Below are 19074 nucleotides of genomic sequence, written 5' to 3'. Positions count from 1 at the left end.
ACGGTCCACGCCTCGGTCCGCGAATTGACTGCCGCCGATGTGGCTGGTGAAGGCAGCCCGATTGGCCGGCCGCTGAGCGACCTGAGCTTCGCCGTGGTGGACCCGGGTATGGGAGATGTCGCTGTTGGTGCGGAGGTTGCGGAGCTTCCGTTGGGGGAGCGCGGTGAGTTGTGGATCTCGGGTGCCGGCGTTTCCCGGGGATATGTGAACCGGCCTGAACTCACTGCCGAGCGGTTCGTCGACGCGACCGTCGGGGGGATGCCGGGGCGTTGGTATCGCACCGGGGACGAGGTGCGGGCCACCCCCGGGGCGGAACGGGAGTTCGAGTACATCGGCCGGCTGGATCGGCAGGTGCAGTTGCGGGGTTTTCGCATCGAGCTGGGTGAGGTGGAAACGGCCCTGGCGGCCCACGATCGAATCGACGCGGCGGTGGTCGAGCTGATCGACCACGACGGCGATGGTCCCGCCCTGGGGGCGTTCGTCACCGTACCCGCCGGAAACGACGAGGGGGTGGGGACGTTCGAGGATGTCCGCGACTGGCTGTCGGGGAGGCTGCCTGAGCACATGCTGCCGTCCTCGGTCTCGGTCGTCGACTCGCTGCCGTTGACGGCGAACGGCAAGCTCGACCGGGCCGCCCTGCGCGATCTCGTCGTGCAGCCGCTGTCCACCCGCGACAGCGGGGACCAGCCGGTCACCGACACCGAACGGCTCCTGGCCGGCATCTGGTCCCAGGTCCTGCGCACCGACTCCGTCGGCCGCAACGACCACTTCTTCACCATCGGCGGCGACTCCATGACCGCACTGCGACTCGTCGCCACGATCAGCAAGACCGTGGGGACCCGAGTCGGCATCGCGACGCTCTACCGGAACTCGACCGTCGCGGAGCTGGCCGCGTGGGTCGACGCCGCGCTGGAGAAGAAGGCCGCGGTCGCCGAGCGATGACCGGTCATCCGCAGCCCGCGTGGCTGGCCGACCTGGCCCGGGCAAGCCTGTCGGTGTCGGGCGCCGAGCACATCAGTGACGCGCAGTTGGCCACCACGAGCTTCATCGGCCTGGGCGGCGACTCCCTGCGCGCCCTGTCCATCATCGGCAACGCCGCCAAGCGGGGCGTCCGGCTCCGGGTTGCCGACCTGCTCGGCGACGTTCCGCTCGCGCTGGTCCTGGACAAGGCGCTGGCGGGGCAGCCGGCGGACGGATCCCGCGCCGCGGCCCGGCCGGCCGAACAGCCGGAAGGACCTGCCCCGGCAGACTCGGCGTCCTCCATGCAGGAGGGCCTGTGGCTGGGGAACCGCATCCTGGGCGACGCGCCCTACCGGCTGGTGTTCGCCTGCCACCTCACCGGCGGGCTGCGCCCGGATCTTCTGGAGCGGGCGATCCGGCAGACCGCGCGCCGGCACGACGGTCTGCGGACCGTCTTCCCGGTTCCGGGCGGGCGCATCACCCGGAAGGTGACCGACGTCGAACCGACGCTGGAGCACCTTCCGTACGGTTCGGTCGCTGCCCTCGCGGAGCAGATGGGCGGTGAGCCCTTCGATCTCGCCCGCCACCCGCCGATCCGCTTTGCACTCGCGTCGGCGGGTGCCCGGCGCCATGTCCTCGTGCTCGCCGCGCACCACATTCTGCTGGACGGCTGGAGCGTCGCGCTCGTTCTGCGGGAGATCTTCGCCCGGTACGATGCGCTCGCCGCCGGCGAGGAGTACGCGCCCGGCCCGGCGGTCCAGGCCGACGCCCACGACAGACTGCTGCGCCGGCAGCGCGCCGAGGGCGTCCACGCCGTACAGCTCGACTTCTGGAAGCGGCAACTGGACGGCTTGCCCCATTCGTTGGAGCTGCCGTCGAACAAGCCGCGGGCACCGCGGCGCGACACCCGCGGCACTCGTGCTGTCGTGGATCTGGGCCGCGACCTGACCGGGCGCGTGCGGGCCGCCGCGGCGTCCGCCGGGATCACGACGACCGCCTTCATGCTGGCCGCGCTCGGGCTGACGGCGGCCCGGCACGCCGACGTGGAACAGCTTGTCGTCGGGATGCCGGTCGCCGGCCGTCCGCCGGAGCTGGCGGAGCTGGTCGGCCTCACCGTGAACCTTCTTCCCGTACGTGTCGACGTCCCGCCCGATGCCGTCGTCGCGGACTACCTCGCTGCTGTGCACCAGAGCCTGGTCGCGAGCCTCGACAACGACGCGGTGCCGTTCGCGGACGTCGTCCATGCGCTCGGCATCGTCAGCTCCGCCCGCCAGCACCCGCTGGTACAGATCGCGCTGGGTGTGCACCACGACGTGGTTCCCGCCGCGATCCCGTCCCGGTTCCTCGACATCGCGGTGGAGGAAGGCCACGGCGGCGGCTCGCAGTACGACCTCGAACTGTTCCTGGATCGTGCGGAGCCGACCCTGGCGGGCCACTTGGAGTACGCCACCGCCCTCTGGGACGCACGCGACGCCGCCGGATTCGTCGCCGGCTGGCGGGAGGCGCTGTCCTCGCTGTCGGCCGACCCGGGCGCGCGGCTCGGCTCGATCAGGTGCGTCGACGCAGCCGGGCGGGCCCGGCTGGCCACCCTCGCCTCCGGCGCGGCGGACGAGGCGGACGAGGCCGACGAGGCGGACGACGGCGCGGCCTCGCTCGACGACCGGTTTCGCGCCCAGGTAGCGCGTACCCCGGACGCCCCGGCCGTACGGGAAGGGGACCTCACGCTCAGCTACGCGGACCTCGACCGGGCCGTGAGCACGCAGGCCGGCCTCCTGCGGCAGGCCGGCGTACACCCCGGGGATCGGGTGCTCGTGGCGTGCCCGCCCTCCGTCGCCGAGGTGGTGGCCGTGCTCGGCGCCGTCCGCAGCGGCGCGGCCTACTGCGGCCTGGACAGTCAGGCTCCGGCGGCGCGGACGGAGCGGATCCTGGAGATCCTGCGTCCCCGCGCCGTACTCGGCGCGGGCGGCGAGTCCCTGGCAGCCCGGGCCGGCGGACGGGCCGTACCGACGTGGCAGCCGGACTGGCGCACCGGCGCTCCGGCTGGCGACGTGCGGCCCGAGCCGGCCGGCCCGGCCGGGCAGTTGGCCTACGTCGCCTTCACCTCGGGCTCCACCGGCGGCCCGAAGGGGGTCTGCGTCCCCCACGGCGGTGTCCAGCGCCTGGTCGCGGGGCTGTCCCGGTACGCCGCCGTGGGGCCGGGCGACCGCGTGCTCCGGATGTCACCGCTCTCCTTCGACGCGTCGACGCTCGAAATCTGGGGCGCCCTGCTGACCGGTGCCACGGTGGAGATCGGACCGGACGACCTCGCCGACCCGGACGACCTGGGCCGGTTCCTCAGCGACCGCGGGGTCACGGTCGCGTGGTTCACAGCGGGGCTGTTCCGGCTGCTCGTGGACTTCGCCCTCGACCGGCTCGGCGGGCTGCGCACGCTCCTGACCGGCGGCGACGTCGTTTCGGCCACGCACGTGCGAGCCGTGCTCGACCGGCATCCGGGGCTCGCGGTCGTCAACGGCTACGGACCGACGGAGAACACGACGTTCACGACCGTGCACCGGATGCTCCGCGCCGCAGACGTGGCCGACCCCGTACCGATCGGCCGGCCGGTGGCGGGGACGGGGATCCACATCCTCGACGCGCGGCACCGGGAGGTCCCGCCCGGTGCGGTCGGCGAGTTGTATGCCTCGGGTGCCGGACTTGCGGCGGGCTACCTCGGTGACCCGGAGCGTACCGCCGCCGCGTTCGGGGAGTTCTGCCCCGGCCTGCCGTACCGCCTCTACCGGACCGGCGACCTGGTGCGGCTGGACGCCGACGGAAACGTGCGGTTCCTCGGCCGGCGCGACCACCAGGTCAAGGTGCGTGGATTCCGCATCGAGCCGGACGAGGTCCGCTCGGCGGTCATCAGTGCGTCCGCGGGCGGAGTCGCCGACTGCCTCGTCCTGGCCGCGGGGAGCGACAGCGCGGACAAGCAGCTCGTGGCGGCGGTGGTGCCCGCCGCAGGCGCGGCGAAACCCGATCTGGCCGCGCTGGTCGAGGAGTTGGGGGCCGTGTTGCCCGCGTACATGGTGCCGAGGAAGTGGACCGTGCTGAGCACGCTGCCGGTGACGCCCAACGGCAAGATCGACCGCGAGGCGATAGTGCGCCGGGCGGCGACGCCGGCGGGACCGGGCGGGCAGCAGTCGTACGGGCAGCAGTCGTAGGGGAGGGAATCGTGGAAACGCTGGCAGAGACATTCCACCGGCTGACGGCCTACGCCACCGACCGGCACTGGCTGGAGCCGGTCGACGACGACCGGGTGCGTCAGGACTTCATCCCGCTGCTGCCGGAGACACGGCCGCCGCAGTCCAAGGAGTATCCGCAGCACCTGCCGCGGGTGGCGCTGCCGGCCGCGGCCGGTGCCCCGGTGGCGGCGGCACCGCTGCTCGGCGGCAGCGATGCGGCCGCTATGCCGGCGGACCGGCCCCCGGGCCTTGCGGACCTGTCCGTGACGCTCGCCCGGTGCGCCGGCGTCAAAAGCCGCTCCCCGCGCTCCGGTGAGTACTACCGGGCCGCCGGCTCGGCGGGCAACCGGCACCCGTACGAGGTGTACGTCAGCGCCCGCGGCGTCGGCGGCCTCACCGACGGCGTCTGGCACTACGACCCGCGCGCCCACGCGCTCACGCTGATCGGACCGCCGGCGGCGGGCGAGGCGACGACTCTCGTCGTCAGCGGCGTGCCGTGGCGGAGCTGCTGGCGCTACAGCGAGCGCGGCTACCGGCACGTCGGTTGGGACTGCGGGGGCGTCGCGGCGCACGCGGTGCTGGCGGCGTCGGCGCAGGGCCTGCCCGCGCGCCTGGAGACCGCCTTCGACGACGCGGCGGTCGGCCGCCTGATCGGGGCGCGGCCGCCCGAGGAGTTCCCGATGGTGCTGATCGTGCTGGGCGACGGCGCCCCCGCCGTGGCCGGCGGAGAGAACACCGCCCCGGGAGACCTCGGCCCGGGCGCGGAGGAGTTCCCGCTGGTGGCCGCGGTCCACGAGGAGGGAAGCCTGCGCGGGGCGGCGGAGGTCGAGGACTGGCGCCGCGGCCGGGCGGGCGGTCGTCCCGGTGCCCGGACGGCGGTGCGGGTTCCCGACGAGGCCGGCGACCGCACGCTCGAGCTGCTGGTGAACGGCCGGCGTACCACGCGCCGGCTCGATGGCGCGGCCCTCGTCCCGCAGACCGCGGCCCGGTGGATCACCGACGTGGCCGCGGGGGCGATGCCGGGGGACGCGGGCACGCTGCACGAGGTACGGCTCGCGGCGCACGGCGTCGCGGAGGCGGCCCCCGGCGTGTATCGCCGCGTATCCGGTGGCCTGGAGCGTACGGCGGCCACCAGCCGGGACGCGACGTACCGGGCCTGCCTGAACCAGGAGCCCGGCCGCGACGCCGCCGCCGTGGTCTTCCTGACCCCGGCGCCCGGGCCCGCCGTCGCCCCCGACGCGCGCACCTACCGCGCGTCGCTGCTCTCGGCGGGCTTCGCGCTGAGCCGGGTCTACCTCGCGGTCACGGCGCTGCGGCTCGCCTGCAGCGGCCTTACGTTCGTCGACTCGGAACTGCGCGCCGCGGTCGGCGCCCAGGACGCCCTTGCCGCCATCGCGGTCGGCGTGGAGCGCTGAGCACGTGCAGGAAGCGGAGCGGAAGAACCGCACGGAGCCGGGCCGTCACCCGCGCCCGCGGTGCGGCCACGGCGACCGACAGGCGGTTGATCAGTCATGACGACACTTCTCACCCGGGCCGAACTCGAGGCAGGGCTCGATCACATCCGCGCATCGCCCATGGAGAGCGGCACCCTGGAGATGATCGTCCGCCGCCCCGGGGTCGGGGAGCGGGAGCTGCTCGACGAGGGGGTGCTCGACCTCTCCGAGGGACTGGTCGGCGACATGTGGCAGCGGCGCGGCAGCCGCAACAAGATCACCGGCGATCCCGACGTCAACCGGCAGATCACCGTGATGAACGCCCGCTGCGCGGCGCTGGTGGCCCGGGACCGCGAGCGCTGGCCGCTCGCCGGCGATCAGCTCTACGTCGACCTCGACCTGAGCGTCGCGAACATCCCCCCGGGGACACGGCTGCAGATCGGCTCGGCGGTCATCGAGGCGACCGCCGAGCTGCACCTCGGGTGCAGCAAGTTCCAGACGCGCTTCGGGTGGAGCGCGGTGCTGTTCGTCAACTCGCGGGTCGGGCGGGAGCTGCGCCTGCGCGGTATGAGCGCGAAGATCGTGACCGGGGGTGTGGTCCGTACCGGCGACAAGGTGCACGTGGCCGCCGGCGGGGAGTTCTGACCGCCGGTCGGTCGGGAGGCGGGGTGCCGGGGGCGCCGCGCCTTTGGCGGCTCAGGCGGCTCAGACGCGGAGCAACGTGACGGCCCAGTGCATCCCGCTGCCGAGGGTGGTCAGGGCGACCAGGTCGCCGTGCCCGAGTTCGCCGGCCCGCATGAGCCGGCGCAGCCCGAGCAACTGGTCCGCCGCGCCGAAGTGGCCGTGATCCATGGCCACGTCACCGGTGAGCCGTTCCCGGGGAACGCCCAGCGCCCGGGCGATGTCGGCGGCGGCCTTCTGGTTGTCGTGGAGGTGGATGAACCGCTTGATCTCGCCGATCTCGGTGCCGGTGCGCGCGCAGACGCGGTCCACTGCCACCCGCATGTTCCCGCTGAACTTCTGGACGAAGGCCAGCATCCGGCGGGCGTCGTTGTCGAGCAGTTCCCCGAGGCGGTCGAGCGGATTGCGTACCCGCAGCCCTTGCGTGCCGGACGTCCCGGGCGCGCCGAAGGGCCGGGCGGTGCCGCCCACTTCCATCCGGAAGAAGTCGGCGTACCGGCCGTCTGTGATGACCTCGGTGGCCAGCCACCGGCCCCGGTCGTGGCCGCGCCGCACCAGCGCCGCCGCGGCCCCGTCGGACAGCACGGTCGCGGTGGAGTCCATCCTGTTCTGGTACGTGTCGCAGACGCGGTTGGCCGAGACGATGAGCGCGTTGCGGTAGTCCGGGTGGGTGGCGAACCGCCCGGCGACGGCGTCGAAGGCGATCGTCCCGGAGCTGCACGCCTGGTTGATCACCAGCGCCTCGGCGTTGACGGCCCCGATCCGGCCCTGTACCGCGGCGGCGGCGTCCCAGCACAGGTACTCGGCGAAGTCCGCGGTGGCCAGCACCACGAGGTCGACCTCGGCGGCGTCCACCGCGGCTTCTTTCAGGGCCTGTTCACACGCCTGCACCGCCAGGTCCGTGAGCAGCACCCCGTCCTCGGCCCGGCGGAAGCGCCGGTAGCCCCAGGCCCGCAAGGTGTCCTTCTCGGCGGCGTACTCCTCGACCACGGAGTCGGTGATCTCCACCGGCTCGCCGAGGGACTCGCCGATGGCGACGATCCCGAAGGGCATCCAAGCCTCCTCGAAGGGAGCGGCCGCACCCGACGCCAGAGAGTCGGACGGCACTCGTCAAAGCCAGTTGATCGTTCCGTATGAGATCGCCATTCTAGCGAGTCCACCCGGGAAGGTGCCCAAAACGGCCTCGCAGACAGCTCGATACGATCACGTCGTACGTCTCCGCCGTCACCGTGGCCACGGCGGAGACGATCGTCACGAGGTTCTGATGACATGGCGGCGCTTCATCACCCCCTCGTGGGCGTGGCAGTTTGACGACTTCGGCCGCCTTACGGTCCAGGTGGGGGACTCCGGACCCGCACGGTGGTGACCTGGGACGGCGACGGTCTCGACACCTTCCTGGCCTCACTTGCCGAAGACTTCCGGGGCTGGGAACGAGCGCGCACCTGGCACTCCCTGTGCTACGACCTGACCCTCTCGGCGGGACACCACCCTGGTGGCCGCGTCCGACTGACCTGGGGAATCCGCGACGGGGCACCCTCTGAGGAATGGCAGTTCGAGACCACCACGGAGCATGCGGCAGGGGCGGGGAATTCTTACAACTGGGCGGCTTTGTGTCGGTAGTCGCTAGGGGTAAGGCCGTAGGTGGCGCGGAATGCCCGGGTGAAGACGGGGTGCTGGGTGAAGCCCCAGCGTGCGGCGATGTGGTGGATGGGTACGGTGCGCTGGCCGGGGTCTTCCAGGCAGCGTCGCGCGCCTTCCAGGCGTTGGTGGCGGATGTATGCGGCGACCGTGGTGCCCTGGGACCGGAAAAGGCGGTGCAGGTAGCTGACGGAAATGTGATGGGCGGCGGCGATGGTGCCCGGGGACAGGTGAGGGTCGTGCAGATGCTGCCGGATGAACGACCGGACTCGCATTGCCGTCGTGCGCCCGCGGGTCTCGGGCGAGAGTGCGTCCTCGGCGTCGAGTTCGTGGGCCAGAGTCGCGGAGAACAGGTCGATCAGGGCGGTCTCCAGCCATGAGGCGTCAGTGGCCCGGAAGGAACTGCTGTCCTGGACAAGGCGAGTGAGGAATCCCGTGAGAAGCCCGCCGGTTCCTTCCTTCCCCGGCAGCCGACGGGTGACCAGCCGGTCAACCTTCTTCCTGGGCAACGGCACCAGAGTTTTGGGGACTTCGACCCCCACCAGGACGACGGCGTCGCGTGCGACGACATGGCAGTCGAAGGGCCGCGAGGAATCCACAATCTGCAGGTCGCCGGAGGTGCATGTGCCCTCCGTTCCGGCCTGGATGAGCCCCTTGGTCCCCCGCACCATGTAGGTCAGGTTGTAGTTCTCAGGATCGGACTTCCGGATCAATCCGGGAGTTCGTTGCAAGCGCACTGGAGCGGCGACCGCCGGCCATACGAGTATGGCGCCAAGTTGGAGAAAACGTATCTCCGCCTGGAAGTCGGCGGCATAGTCACTGCTCAGATGCATGGGTGCATGCAGGTTGACCATGCGTTCACACCAGGAATCGAAGCGATCCTGCGCTGGAAGATCACGCGTCCGGAACATGCTCTCGATCATCCAGCCCCCTGAATCCGTTGCCGACGCTCCGACTCCACCCTTCGGTCCCCCCGTCGAGGTGAGGGGAGAGACCGTACCCGAGCCCCGAAGCGCCGGCGCCCGAGGCGTGGTTGCGCATGACGTTCGCCACGTACCACCGCCTCTGCCGGTCACCGTGGGAGGGTGCCGTCACCACCGGGCCGATGGGCAGAGGCCGTGCCCGGCTGGCGCTCGACCGATCAGCTCATCAAAGAGACACACCGTAGCTGTAGCGCTACGCTCAGTTCACTCGACGAGCGGACTGAGGGGACGAGTTGTCGCAGAATGAGGACTCCTCGACGGTGCCCGCGCCGCGGCCCGCGGCGCCGGTGACCACCGGCAGCCCGGTGCCTCAGCACAGCGAGGCCACGCGGCTGCTGTGCGCCGGGACCTACCTCGACCCGGAGTTCCGGCGGCGGATACTGCGCGAGTTGGTCGAGCACGGGGAGCGCGCGGCCGCGCCGTCGTTGGGCATCGATGCCGTCACCGTGCTCGCGCACGCACTGCGGGCCCGCCTTCGGGAGGCGCTGACGGGGTTGTGGGTGCTCGCGGTCTGGTCCGCGTTCGTCCTCGTCGACACGAAGCTGGCCGACAGCGGGCAGTTCACGGGCCTGTGGGCGCTCGCGTACGCCGTACCGTACGTCCTGCTGTGGATCGCGGCCGTGGTCGGGGGACGCAGCGGGCTCGACCTCTACGGCACCGGCCCGCGCGCCATCACCACCACCGGGCGCGACGCCGCCGGGCGGCGGTGGCTCTGGCGGCTGCGCGTCCGGCTGGTGCTGCGCATCGTGGCGTACCTGCAGATGATCGTCTACTGGTACTTCGCCCTCCGCACGCTCGTGGACGGCGCGTTGACCGGAGTGGTCTTCCCGCTGCTGCTGGTGGGGCCGGTGTGGGCGTACCGGACCGGGGTCGAGAGGATCGCGCGCGACGAGCTGTCCGCAGCCGCGTTCCCCGGCGCCGCCCCGCCCGGCCTGCCGGACACCTACCGCGGAACCACCGTGGCCATCGCCCAGGAGCAGTACTCACGGCTGGCCGTCTACGACTTCGACCGCCCGTTCGTCGGCTACGGCATCCCGTACGAACCCTGGTCGCTGGCCGTGGAGCTGAAGCGGCGCCCGGGCGGGCCCGGTGGCGAGCAACTGACCAGCCGCAGGGTCATCGAGCTGATCCTGCCGCGGCTGGCCGCCCTGCGCCAGGCGACCGCCGCCAGCAGTCGGGACCGGCTGAAGGACCTGGAGGTCGCCCACCTCGTCTACCTCCCCCCGCCCCCGCAGCGCGCCGACGTCGCCCGCGACGTCGCCAGCGTCGACCGGCACGTCGGCGGCTCCGTCGACGAGGGCGGCGAAGCCCGCCGCTACTTCCTGCGCGTCCGGGTCGGCGCGTGGTCGGAGCAGGTCGTGGTGACGATCCTGGTGCGGGTGCACACGCAGGGCGGGATGCTCGTGCTGGAGGTCGTGCCGCACGTGCTGCCGCCGGTCCGGCCGGAGTTCCGCGAGGTCGACCGCCTCGTGGCCCGCGGCGGTGGCGCCCGGGCCCTCGTCCGGGCGCTGTTGACCGCGCCCACCTCGTCGGTCGCGGCGGTCGTCTCCATGGGCGACACCCTGGCGTCGGTGGTCCGCACGTGGCTGTCCGACGCGGCCCGGTTGCCGGGGGAGGGACCGGCGGCGTCGGTGCGGGAGTTGGGGGCGTCGCGGGAGGTCTCGCTGTTCCAGAAGATGGACGTGAGCCGGTACGTGAAGACGGTCCGCGACCGCATCGCGAGCGGGGTGACGGAGGCGCTGCGGGAGAGCGGATACGAGACGGGGGAGTTCGAGCAGTACATCGTCAACGTGAACGAGGGCGGGGTGTACATCGGCGCGATGAGCGGCGGTGCGGTGGCGTCGGGCCCGGGGGCCAGGGCGACGGCGCGGACCGACGGAGGCGCGGGAAGCGCGGGAGGTGCGGGGGCGTGAGCGGTGGGGCGGAAGCGGAAGGCGACCGGGGAGAGGCGGAGGCGGGCGTGAGCGAGCGGGACGACGAGGCGGTACGGGGCGGCGTGCGGATCGGGAACATGAGCGGGGGCGCGGTGGCCGCGGGGGACGGGGCCCGCGCGGAGGACCGCAGCCGGCGTCCGGCCGCGTCCGCACCCCCCGAGCCGCCCGGCGCGGCGGGCCGAGGGGGAGCAGGGGCACCGGATGTGCCTCCGCCCTCGCCTGGCGGGATCAGTATCGGCACGATGTCGGGCGGCGCCGCGGCCCAGGGGGAGGGGGCGCAGGCCGTCGACTCCGCGGTGCGGTTCACCGTGCCGGCGGACGCCGAGGCGTTGGCGGCGAGTCTCCGCGCGCTGCGCGCCGAGTTGCTCGCGCAGCCGCCCTCGGCGACGGCCGGCGCCGACGAGCAGGAACTGATCGAGCTGGAGAACGAGGCGCGGGCCGGCCGCGGGGACCGTACCCGGCTGGAACGGCTGCGGGACCGGCTGGAGTTGGGCCAGATCGCCGCCACGGGTGGCGCCGCCGCGGCGGCGGCCGCGGAGTCGATCGCCCGGGTGCTCGGCTGAGAGCCGGGCGGGGGGACGAGGGGACAGGTTGGCGCAGCGTACGGCCGCTGCGCGCGGAGCGGGCCCAGGCGTGCCGCCGGCGCCGTGTCGGCGGCCGGCCCTGACGACTCGGACGGTGGCCAGGCGCCGGGGCGTTGATCAGGTGCCATAGGCAGCAGTGATCGCAGGCCACCTGTGCCCCGCGTCGTACGTCACGTGGTCGCCTGGTCGGGCAGTTCGGCCGGTACGGGCATGTGTCCAGGTGCGGCGCGGAGGGTCAGGACCATGGTCAGGCCGCCGCCCGGGGTGTCCTCCGCGGTCAGCGTGCCCCCGATGGCCTCCGCGAAGCCGCGGGCCACCGCCAGGCCCAGGCCCACGCCCGCGTCGCGCGGTGCGTCGCCGTACCGCTGGAACGGCTCGAAGATGCGGTCCTTCTCGCCGTCGGGAACACCGGGGCCGCGGTCGACGACGCGCAGTTCGACCCGGTCCCCGAGTGCGCTCGCCCGGATGGTCACGGGCCGGTCGCGCGGGGTGTACTTGGCCGCGTTCTCGACGACGTTGGCGACCGAGCGCTCCAGCAGGCCCGCGTCGACGCGCACCATGGGCAGTGTCTCGGGGATGTGCAGCGCAACGTCGCTCCTTGGCACGCCCGCAAGTGAACGGGGCACCACCTCGTCGAGGTCGACGGAGCGCAGCAGCGGGGTGACGGTGCCGGTCTGGAGCCGGGACATGTCCAGGAGGTTGCCGACGAGGGCGTCGAGCCGGTCCGTGCTCTCCTCGATGGCCGCGAGCAGTTCGGCCTCGTCCTCCTCGGACCAGGCGACGTCGTCGGAGCGCAGCGAGGTGACGGCGGCCTTGATGGCGGCGAGCGGGGTGCGCAGGTCGTGGCTGACGGCGGCGAGGAGTGCCGTGCGGATGCGGTTGCCCTCGGCCAGCTTACGGGCCTCCAGTGCCTGCGCCGAGAGCCGCTGCCGGTCCAGCAGCGAGGCGGCCTGTGCGGCGAAGGCGCCGAGGACCCGCCGGTCGTCGGCCGGCAGCTTGCGGCCGGTGAGGGCGAGGACCACGGAGTCGCCGACGGGCATGTCGGCATCGGCATGTTCCGGGTCGTCCAGTTGTCCCTTGGCGGCGCCCACCCGGCCCGCGCAGACCCACCGGTCCTCGGCCGGCTCCCGCTCGAAGAGCGCGGCGGACTCCATGGCGAACGTCTCCCGTACCCGCTCCAGCAGCGATTCGAGCGACGCCTCGCCGCGCAGCACACTGCCGGCCAGGAGCGACAGGATCTCGGATTCGGCGCGCAGCCGGGCGGCCTGTGAGGTGCGGCGCGCGGCGAGGTGGACGACCGAGGCGACGCTGACGGCGATGGCGAAGAAGACGACGATGGAGACGATGTTGTGGGCCTCGTCGATGGTGAACGTGCGCACGGGTGGGATGAAGTAGTAGTTCAGCAGCAGCGAGCCGAACGACGCGGAGGCCAGCGCCGGCAGCATGCCGCCGAGCAGTGCGGCGACGACGGTGACCATCAGCATCGCCAGCACCTCGTTCGACAGCCCGAGGGTGCTGTCGAGCCTGAGCATCACGGCGGTGAGCAGCACGGGCCCGACGAGGCCGACGAGCCATCCGGCGACGATGCGGCCGCGGCCGAGGCCGGCGCCGCGGGCCATCGGCAGCCCGCGGCCCTTGGCGACCTCGCCGTGGGTGACGATGTGCACGTCGAGGTCGGGCCCGGACTCGCGGGCGACGGTGGCGCCGACGCCGGGGCCGAAGGCGTACTGCCACGCCTTGCGGCGGCTGGAGCCCAGCACGATCTGGGTGGCGTTGACGCCGCGGGCGAACTCCAGCAGGGCGTCCGCCGCGTCGTCGCCGATGACGTGGTGGAACGTACCGCCCAGACCTTCGACAAGGGTGCGCTGGGCCTCCAGTTCCCTGGGCGAGCCGACGGACAGGCCGTCGCTCCGGGAAATGTGGACCGCCATGATCTCCCCGCCGGCGCCCTTCGTCGCCAGACGCTTGGCCCGGCGTATGAGTGTGCCGCCCTCGGGCCCGCCGGTCAGGGCGACGGCGATGCGCTCGCGGGCCTGCCAGGTATCGCGGATGTGGTGCTCGCTGCGGTACTCGCGCAGGTAGTCGTCGACGCGGTCGGCGACCCACAACAGGGCCAGCTCGCGCAGGGCGGTGAGGTTGCCGGGGCGGAAGTAGTTGGACAGCGCGGCGTCGACCTTGTCCGGCGCGTAGATGTTGCCGTGCGCCATGCGGCGGCGCAGCGCCTCCGGTGACATGTCGACCAGCTCGATCTGGTCCGCCTTGCGCACGACTTCGTCCGGTACGGTCTCCCGCTGCCGGATGCCGGTGATGTTCTCCACCACGTCGCCCAGGGATTCCAGGTGCTGGATGTTGACCGTGGTGATGACGGTGATGCCTGCGTCGAGGAGTTCCCTGACGTCCTGCCAGCGCTTCTCGTTGCGGGAGCCGGGGACGTTGGTGTGCGCCATCTCGTCGACCAGCACCACCGCGGGACGCCGGGCCAGCACGGCGTCGACGTCCATCTCCTCGAAGGCTGCGCCGCGGTAGTCGAGTTCCCTGCGCGGGATCTGTTCGAGCCCGTGCAGCAGCACCTCGGTGCGCGGCCGTCTGTGGTGCTCGACGACGCCGACGGCGATGTCCGTGCCGCGCTCCAGCCGGCGGTGCGCCTCGGAGAGCATCGCGTAGGTCTTGCCGACGCCCGGCGCCGCGCCCAGGTAGATGCGGAGTTTGCCGCGTCCCATGGCCCCTCGTCCTGTCCGGCCGTCCCACGCGCCCGCCAGGCCGCCATCGTGCGCCTGCGGACGGTCGCGTAGGACGGACAGGTCCAGATAACCGCGCCACCGTGGCGGCGCGCCCGCCCTTGACGCCTCCCTGACGGCACATCGTCATGCTTTGACACCCCACTGACGGGTGCACGCGGCTTTCGACCGCGCGCAGGCGTACGCCTCGCGCCCCGGAGTCAGGACGAGTGCGCCCGCGCGGCCCCAGACCGGTCGGCTCCCACGGCGGCGCCGACGGCGAAGTGGGCGTAGTCGCGGACGAGCCGGAAGCCGGTCGTCCACGCCGGGACCATGGTCATCCGCAGGTCCCCCGAGCAGGTCCAGGAGGCGGCCCGCCCGCGGTCGCGGACGTCGCCGCACAGGGCGGTGACGCAGGACGTGGCCAGCCCCCGGCGGCGGTGCTCGGGGAGAGTCACCGCGGCGATGTCCTCGTACCGTTCGCCGCGCACGTAGGAGACCGCCAGCGACAGCAGCCGCCGGCCCGCGAAGGCGCCCCAGGCGTGTCCGCTCGCCGCCAGCATCCTCGGTCCGCCCCAACTGTCGCTGATCCAGGCCAGCCGGGAGCCGAGGTCGGCGACCACCACCGCGTCCGCCGCCGTGAGCCGGCGCAGGGTGATGCCGTCGGGGACGGGCCGCGGACTGCGGGGTGGGTCGGCGCAGATCCAGATGGTGCGCTCGTACAGGGCGATACGGTCGAACGCGGCCGTGAGCAGCGGCTGGAAATGCGGCGGCACGTCGAGGTACGTGTGCGCCAGCGGCGCCAGGTCCGCCGCTGTCAGCGCCTCCGGACTGCCGCGCAGCATCGCGTACTCGGCACAGCGGACCGCCACCGCCCGCGGGTGCTTCGGCCGGTCGGCCCACCAGCGGCCGTGCCCGGTGGCCAGGGCGTGCTCGGCGAGCGCGGGCGGCCCGGGAGCACCAGCGGGGAACCAGTTGGCCCACGGCAGCGAACGGCCGGCCTTCGCGGGCGCGATCTCGATCACCGCGCGGTCCGGCAGTGCGGGGACAGGTCAGCAGACATGCCGCGACCGTAGAGTCGGCTTGCCGCCGCCGGACGGCCGCTGACGGGACCCTGACGCGAAGCCCGGGCGTCTTGTCGCGGCATTGGCGGCGGTCCCGTACCGCGGCCCCGGCGGGCTTCACAGCACCCGCTTCGCGGGTCAGCCGCCCGTCATCAGGGCGTCGTCAATAACGGGAGCGGCTCCTTGCTCCGCTCTTCGGTGGCGCCGTTTGATGGGCCCGTGGACAGGGCCCGGCTCCTGCTCGACCGTCCGCCTGAACCGGCGGCCGGCTGCCGTGCCGTGCGCTGCGCGGGGATGCCCGCCTCCCCTTGAGGCATCCGCCCGCACTCCAGGGGCGCCGCGACCTCGTCCGGCGCCCCTCGCGAGCGGCCGGCTCCGGGCCTGGTCGGGATTCGACCCTGGTGAGGCGTCCCGCTATCCGGCTCCTCAGGCCCTCGAACGCCTCCTGCCGGCAGGCAGGGTCTACGCTGTTACCTGCGGCCACCGCATGATCGTTCGTCTTCACACACCGATGATCAACGGTGGCCGCACATGTCTCCACACCGCGTCAGGTCGCGCGCAGCGTCTGCTGCCGTCCTGTGTATCGGAGGGCTTGTGCAACGTGGCGAAGTCTGGTGGGTCCAGTTCGACGAGCGGAGGCTGGTCGTACTGCTGTCAGGAGACGACGCGTCCGGGTTCCAGGCGATGCAGGTCGTCGCTCCGGCGGGCCTCGACATCAGCGGTCTGGGCATCGAAGTGACCCTCGGCGCCGGTGAAGGGCTGCCGCTCGAAGGCGTGCTGCGGCTCGCGTTCCCGCATCCAGGCTTCACCCCGTGCACGTGGCTGACCACCTTGTCACGGGACGACCTGATAGAGCGGGCGGCCGTCCTGTCCTCCAGGAAGCTCGGCGAGATCGACGATGCCCTCCGACTCGCCGAACAAGCACAGGAGCGGACCCCGGCAACGACCGCGAAGCTCAGCGAGATGAGGGACGCCCTCCGTCGCGGTGAACTCGGGTAGACGGAGAAGGAGCCGACGCCCGCGACGGCATGGGCGATCTCGGGCGAGATGATCCACACTGGACACCTGCCGCTTCGCCGTGTTCCTCGCGGCCGCGTGACCGTACACCCCTGGATGTGATCACGCCCGACCCCGTACCTGCCCTAACCGCACCCGCCGCCACACACGTCTCGCTGCCTACGCCCAGGCCCAGTTGGCGCCGACCGTCTTCACGGCGGATCCAAGGTGACCGCTGTCTCCGTACGCCCGGCGTCTGCGAGACGGTGCTGCTCCCGCTGTACGCCGACGAAGGCCGGGTCGGCAGCGGATGGCGCCGATGTCGTCCGGCTCTCCGATCCGGCTTTCGGCGTCCTCAGCGGCGCGCACTAGAAGTGCACCGAGCCCGCGGCGGCGGTCACCGACGGGCGCACCGTGAAGAGGCTGAACAAGCTCGCCGACCTGCTCGTCGCCAAGGTCGCCTGACACGCCGGACCCCCGCGACTCCATGGGGCCGGCAAGAGTGCGTGGGCCGGCATCGGGTCGTGTCAGCGAGCGGGGTGCCGGCTCCCGGCGCTCCTAGGCGAATAGATCCGATGTGACGGTGGTGGCCCCCCGGCCAGCCGGAGCCTCATGAGCACGCGACTGGGGAACTGGCCAGGCTGCTCCGTTCGGCCGCCTCGTCGTTATGGTGTGGTGGTCTGCGGAGGCTATGAACCGAGGGGCTCATGACCGTCGAGCATCGGTGGTTGTTGGACGAGACTCCCTGGCCCGAGCAGGCCACGCTGGTCTACGGCGAGATGGTGGAACTGGCGACGCCACACCCACCGATTCCGAAGCTGGGCCGGCTTGGGCCGGAGATCGTGGGCAGCCGCGGTGTGATCGTCGCGTGTGTCATCGAGCAGGACGAACGTGACGGCCGCGTCGGACCGCTCTACGCGGTGGAGACCGAGGACGGCAGCCCCTGGAGGCTGAGGCCGGAGTTCCTGGTCTCCCGGGGAGGACTTCATTCCGGCATGCCGCCCCGCTATCGCAGCGACCTGCCCGAAGGAACCCGCGTCCGAATCCGCTTGGAGTCGGACACACCGGGTGCGACGACGGAAGCTGTCGGGGAGGTCGCCGGGATCTGGCGGGTGACGTCCTTGGAGCCGCCGAAGGGCTACATCGTGCGGGTTGGCGAGTACTCCCACTGCGTGACCCCGCAACAGACCGAGGTCCTCTGACTCGATGGGAGACTGCCGGCGGTCACTGCCGGATGCCGTCAGTGGTCAAACGCGGTCGGCGAGCGGGTGACGGGTTCGCCGGTCTGGTTGTTGTGCCAGATCCCGGCAGCCATTAGCCGTAGCCGGCCCAGCCCGCCATGTTCGATCGTTGGAGGGTCGGGCGCGACATGCCGCACGGCACCGGCGTGGAGCTTGTGCGCGTACCGCAGCCAGCGGGCCTCGGAGTGGTAGCCGAGCAGGGCCCGGGCCACTGCGAGGCAGATGAGTTCGGAGTCGCTGAGCAGGGGCGGGCGGCCCAGCCATCGCACTCCTTCGATCTCGTCGTCGATCTTTACGTAGAGTGCGGTCAAGAGGTGTTCAGGTCGGTCGTCACAAACTGATCTTGGACACCCTCGTTCCTTTGACGGGGCGGAACTTCGGATCTACTCGTCTGGCGTCGGATGCATGAGGTGCCCGGACCCTCCAGTCGGTCGCGGCGCGTCCCCCGGTCCGGTGGTTGCCACGCCGTGTGCGATCGCCACTGGCCGGGGGAGCGCCGCACCGCCACGTGGCTGTCCGGTGGTCTGCTCGGCGGGTTGTGCGCCCTCGATTGGGCCGCGGGACAGCTCACTTGGGTACGTGCCCTGGGGCGGCGTGCTGCTGCGAGCTGCCGCCGCCCCGGGTGGTCGCGGGCGAGGGCTGGGCCGAGGTCCGCGGCCTGCTGCTTTCGCGGCGGCTGCATACGGACCGGCTGACAGCGGTGCACTGGACCGCGGCGTCGCCTCGTACGCCGTGCTTCACGATCTCGACGGCGCTTCGTCATGCCCGCGAGCCGTCGTCGGCGCGAGAGCCCGCGGGAGAAACAGGTTGTCCGGCCTGCCTTTCCGGCCCTCGGACCGGAGGCGGGGAGGCTGCGGTGACGTCGGTGGGGCGGCTTGGGTGTTCCTCGCCGGTCATCACACTCAGTTACTATGCTCGCTTCGTGTCGGAGGCCGGAAGCGAAGGACGTGCCGTGGTCGCAGAAACGTGGGATGGCCCGGGATGATGCTGCGAGAAGTCACCGCGACCCGCTATGTCACACCACTGCGTGAGGGTGGGTCGCTCCCCGGTGTCGTCGAGGCCGACGACCTCGGTACGTACGTCATGAAGTAGCCCACGTCGTGTCGCGGACCTGCGACGATGTGGCTGAGCCCTTGGCTGACCTGGGGAGAGAAGGCTCTCAGCGGCTTGCAGGCTTGTGTAGCTTTACGCGGCCGGTTCTCCCCACGCACTCCCCAGCGGGCACGGATACTCCCCAGATTCTCCCCAGGAGAAGCAAGGTGGATCCGCCGCCAAGCGAAGCCTGTAGCCATCGCAAGCACGCAGAGCAACGCCGCCGGTACGGTCTCGGGCGGGTCTGATGCAGCGTTGGGTGAAGGGCTGTCAGTTAGCCACCAGAACGGGAACCTGAGAGGTAGGGCAGGTCAAGATGTCACCCGATCATGCATCAGACCCAGTCGTCTCCACTCGGCGGAACTGATTGCATGGGGCTCGTGAAGCCGACCGACCGGCGAGGTGCGACCTCGGAGTGCTACTGGCCTCACGGCCATTGCCTAGGTGTATTGATCACGAGCGTTGTTAACGGTCGTGGGTATTGATCATGGCGAAGACCTCCGGTGTGGTGGAGGTGTCGAGTCTTCACCGCG

The 19074-nt window shown here is 72.0% G+C and carries 14 protein-coding genes; 9 read left to right on the top strand and 5 right to left on the bottom strand.

The features are described from left to right. From ACFYVJ_RS34555 to ACFYVJ_RS34540, 4 genes are all read left to right on the top strand, one after another. Positions 1-942, top strand: a 942-nt coding sequence (locus tag ACFYVJ_RS34555; protein ID WP_388900418.1) for a phosphopantetheine-binding protein, incomplete at its 5' end; no start/stop codon positions are given. After that, on the top strand, positions 939-4157 hold the full coding sequence (locus tag ACFYVJ_RS34550) for an amino acid adenylation domain-containing protein (protein WP_388900415.1): 3219 nt from the start codon (positions 939-941) through the stop codon (positions 4155-4157). The genes ACFYVJ_RS34555 and ACFYVJ_RS34550, both read left to right, overlap by 4 nt. Positions 4158-4168: 11 nt before the next feature. Then, positions 4169-5593: a nitroreductase family protein gene (locus tag ACFYVJ_RS34545; RefSeq protein WP_388900412.1), complete on the top strand. Its 1425-nt coding sequence runs from the start codon at positions 4169-4171 to the stop codon at positions 5591-5593. A gap of 96 nt (positions 5594-5689) precedes the next feature. Continuing rightward, positions 5690-6256 carry a hypothetical protein gene (locus ACFYVJ_RS34540; protein ID WP_388900409.1) on the top strand — a complete coding sequence of 189 codons (567 nt, stop codon included), beginning with the start codon at positions 5690-5692 and terminating at the stop codon, positions 6254-6256. A 60-nt stretch (positions 6257-6316) separates the two neighbouring features. Here the strand turns inward: ACFYVJ_RS34540 and ACFYVJ_RS34535 are convergent, their stop codons facing one another. Beyond that, positions 6317-7345, bottom strand: coding sequence for a 3-oxoacyl-ACP synthase III family protein (locus ACFYVJ_RS34535; protein ID WP_388900407.1), 1029 nt, complete (start codon positions 7343-7345; stop codon positions 6317-6319). Positions 7346-7651: 306 nt separating this feature from the next. Between ACFYVJ_RS34535 and ACFYVJ_RS34530 the strand changes: the two genes are divergently transcribed. Next, positions 7652-7912: a DUF6228 family protein gene (locus ACFYVJ_RS34530; RefSeq protein WP_388900404.1), complete on the top strand. Its 261-nt coding sequence runs from the start codon at positions 7652-7654 to the stop codon at positions 7910-7912. On the opposite strand, the gene ACFYVJ_RS34525 is transcribed toward ACFYVJ_RS34530, so the two are convergent. After that, positions 7885-8853 carry a helix-turn-helix domain-containing protein gene (locus tag ACFYVJ_RS34525; protein WP_388900401.1) on the bottom strand — a complete coding sequence of 323 codons (969 nt, stop codon included), beginning with the start codon at positions 8851-8853 and terminating at the stop codon, positions 7885-7887. The two genes, ACFYVJ_RS34530 and ACFYVJ_RS34525, sit on opposite strands and share 28 nt — an antisense overlap. Before the next feature lie 293 nt (positions 8854-9146). Here ACFYVJ_RS34525 and ACFYVJ_RS34520 point away from each other — a divergent pair, with 293 nt between their 5' ends. Together ACFYVJ_RS34520 and ACFYVJ_RS34515 are read left to right on the top strand one after the other, a co-directional pair. Next, positions 9147-10826: a hypothetical protein gene (locus tag ACFYVJ_RS34520; RefSeq protein ID WP_388900398.1), complete on the top strand. Its 1680-nt coding sequence runs from the start codon at positions 9147-9149 to the stop codon at positions 10824-10826. Next, positions 10823-11410 (top strand): hypothetical protein, encoded by a 588-nt coding sequence (locus tag ACFYVJ_RS34515; protein WP_388900395.1) that lies wholly within the window; start codon positions 10823-10825, stop codon positions 11408-11410. The genes ACFYVJ_RS34520 and ACFYVJ_RS34515 overlap by 4 nt, the downstream gene beginning before the upstream one ends. Positions 11411-11601: 191 nt before the next feature. On the opposite strand, the gene ACFYVJ_RS34510 is transcribed toward ACFYVJ_RS34515, so the two are convergent. After that, the gene (locus tag ACFYVJ_RS34510) at positions 11602-14151 is read right to left on the bottom strand and encodes an ATP-binding protein (protein ID WP_388900392.1); all 2550 of its coding nucleotides are present in this window, start codon (positions 14149-14151) and stop codon (positions 11602-11604) included. Positions 14152-14369: 218 nt separating this feature from the next. Further along, positions 14370-15173, bottom strand: a complete 804-nt coding sequence (locus tag ACFYVJ_RS34505) for a GNAT family N-acetyltransferase (protein ID WP_388900389.1) — start codon at positions 15171-15173, stop codon at positions 14370-14372. 633 nt (positions 15174-15806) lie between these two features. Here ACFYVJ_RS34505 and ACFYVJ_RS34500 point away from each other — a divergent pair. Together ACFYVJ_RS34500 and ACFYVJ_RS34495 are read left to right on the top strand one after the other, a co-directional pair. Further along, positions 15807-16211, top strand: coding sequence for a type II toxin-antitoxin system PemK/MazF family toxin (locus tag ACFYVJ_RS34500; RefSeq protein ID WP_388900387.1), 405 nt, complete (start codon positions 15807-15809; stop codon positions 16209-16211). 704 nt (positions 16212-16915) lie between these two features. Then, the gene (locus tag ACFYVJ_RS34495; protein WP_388900384.1) at positions 16916-17410 is read left to right on the top strand and encodes a hypothetical protein; all 495 of its coding nucleotides are present in this window, start codon (positions 16916-16918) and stop codon (positions 17408-17410) included. Between the two features lie 38 nt (positions 17411-17448). On the opposite strand, the gene ACFYVJ_RS34490 is transcribed toward ACFYVJ_RS34495, so the two are convergent. Further along, entirely contained in the window at positions 17449-17760 is a 312-nt protein-coding gene (locus ACFYVJ_RS34490) for a hypothetical protein (protein ID WP_388900381.1), read from the bottom strand. Positions 17761-19074: the final 1314 nt, after the last annotated feature.

Origin of the sequence: Streptomyces sp. NPDC004134, assembly GCF_042874195.1 — a bacterium.
Classification (GTDB): Bacteria; Actinomycetota; Actinomycetes; order Streptomycetales; family Streptomycetaceae; genus Streptomyces.
Note: the sequence above shows the minus strand (reverse complement) of the source record. Positions and strands in the feature narration are given on the sequence as shown.

Coding starts and splice junctions, on each gene's coding strand:
- ACFYVJ_RS34550 (WP_388900415.1), top strand. CDS start 939: ATGACCGGTCATCCGCAGCCCGCGTGGCTGGCCGACCTGGCCCGGGCA.
- ACFYVJ_RS34540 (WP_388900409.1), top strand. CDS start 5,690: ATGACGACACTTCTCACCCGGGCCGAACTCGAGGCAGGGCTCGATCAC.
- ACFYVJ_RS34535 (WP_388900407.1), bottom strand. CDS start 7,345: ATGCCCTTCGGGATCGTCGCCATCGGCGAGTCCCTCGGCGAGCCGGTG.
- ACFYVJ_RS34525 (WP_388900401.1), bottom strand. CDS start 8,853: ATGATCGAGAGCATGTTCCGGACGCGTGATCTTCCAGCGCAGGATCGC.
- ACFYVJ_RS34510 (WP_388900392.1), bottom strand. CDS start 14,151: ATGGGACGCGGCAAACTCCGCATCTACCTGGGCGCGGCGCCGGGCGTC.
- ACFYVJ_RS34495 (WP_388900384.1), top strand. CDS start 16,916: ATGACCGTCGAGCATCGGTGGTTGTTGGACGAGACTCCCTGGCCCGAG.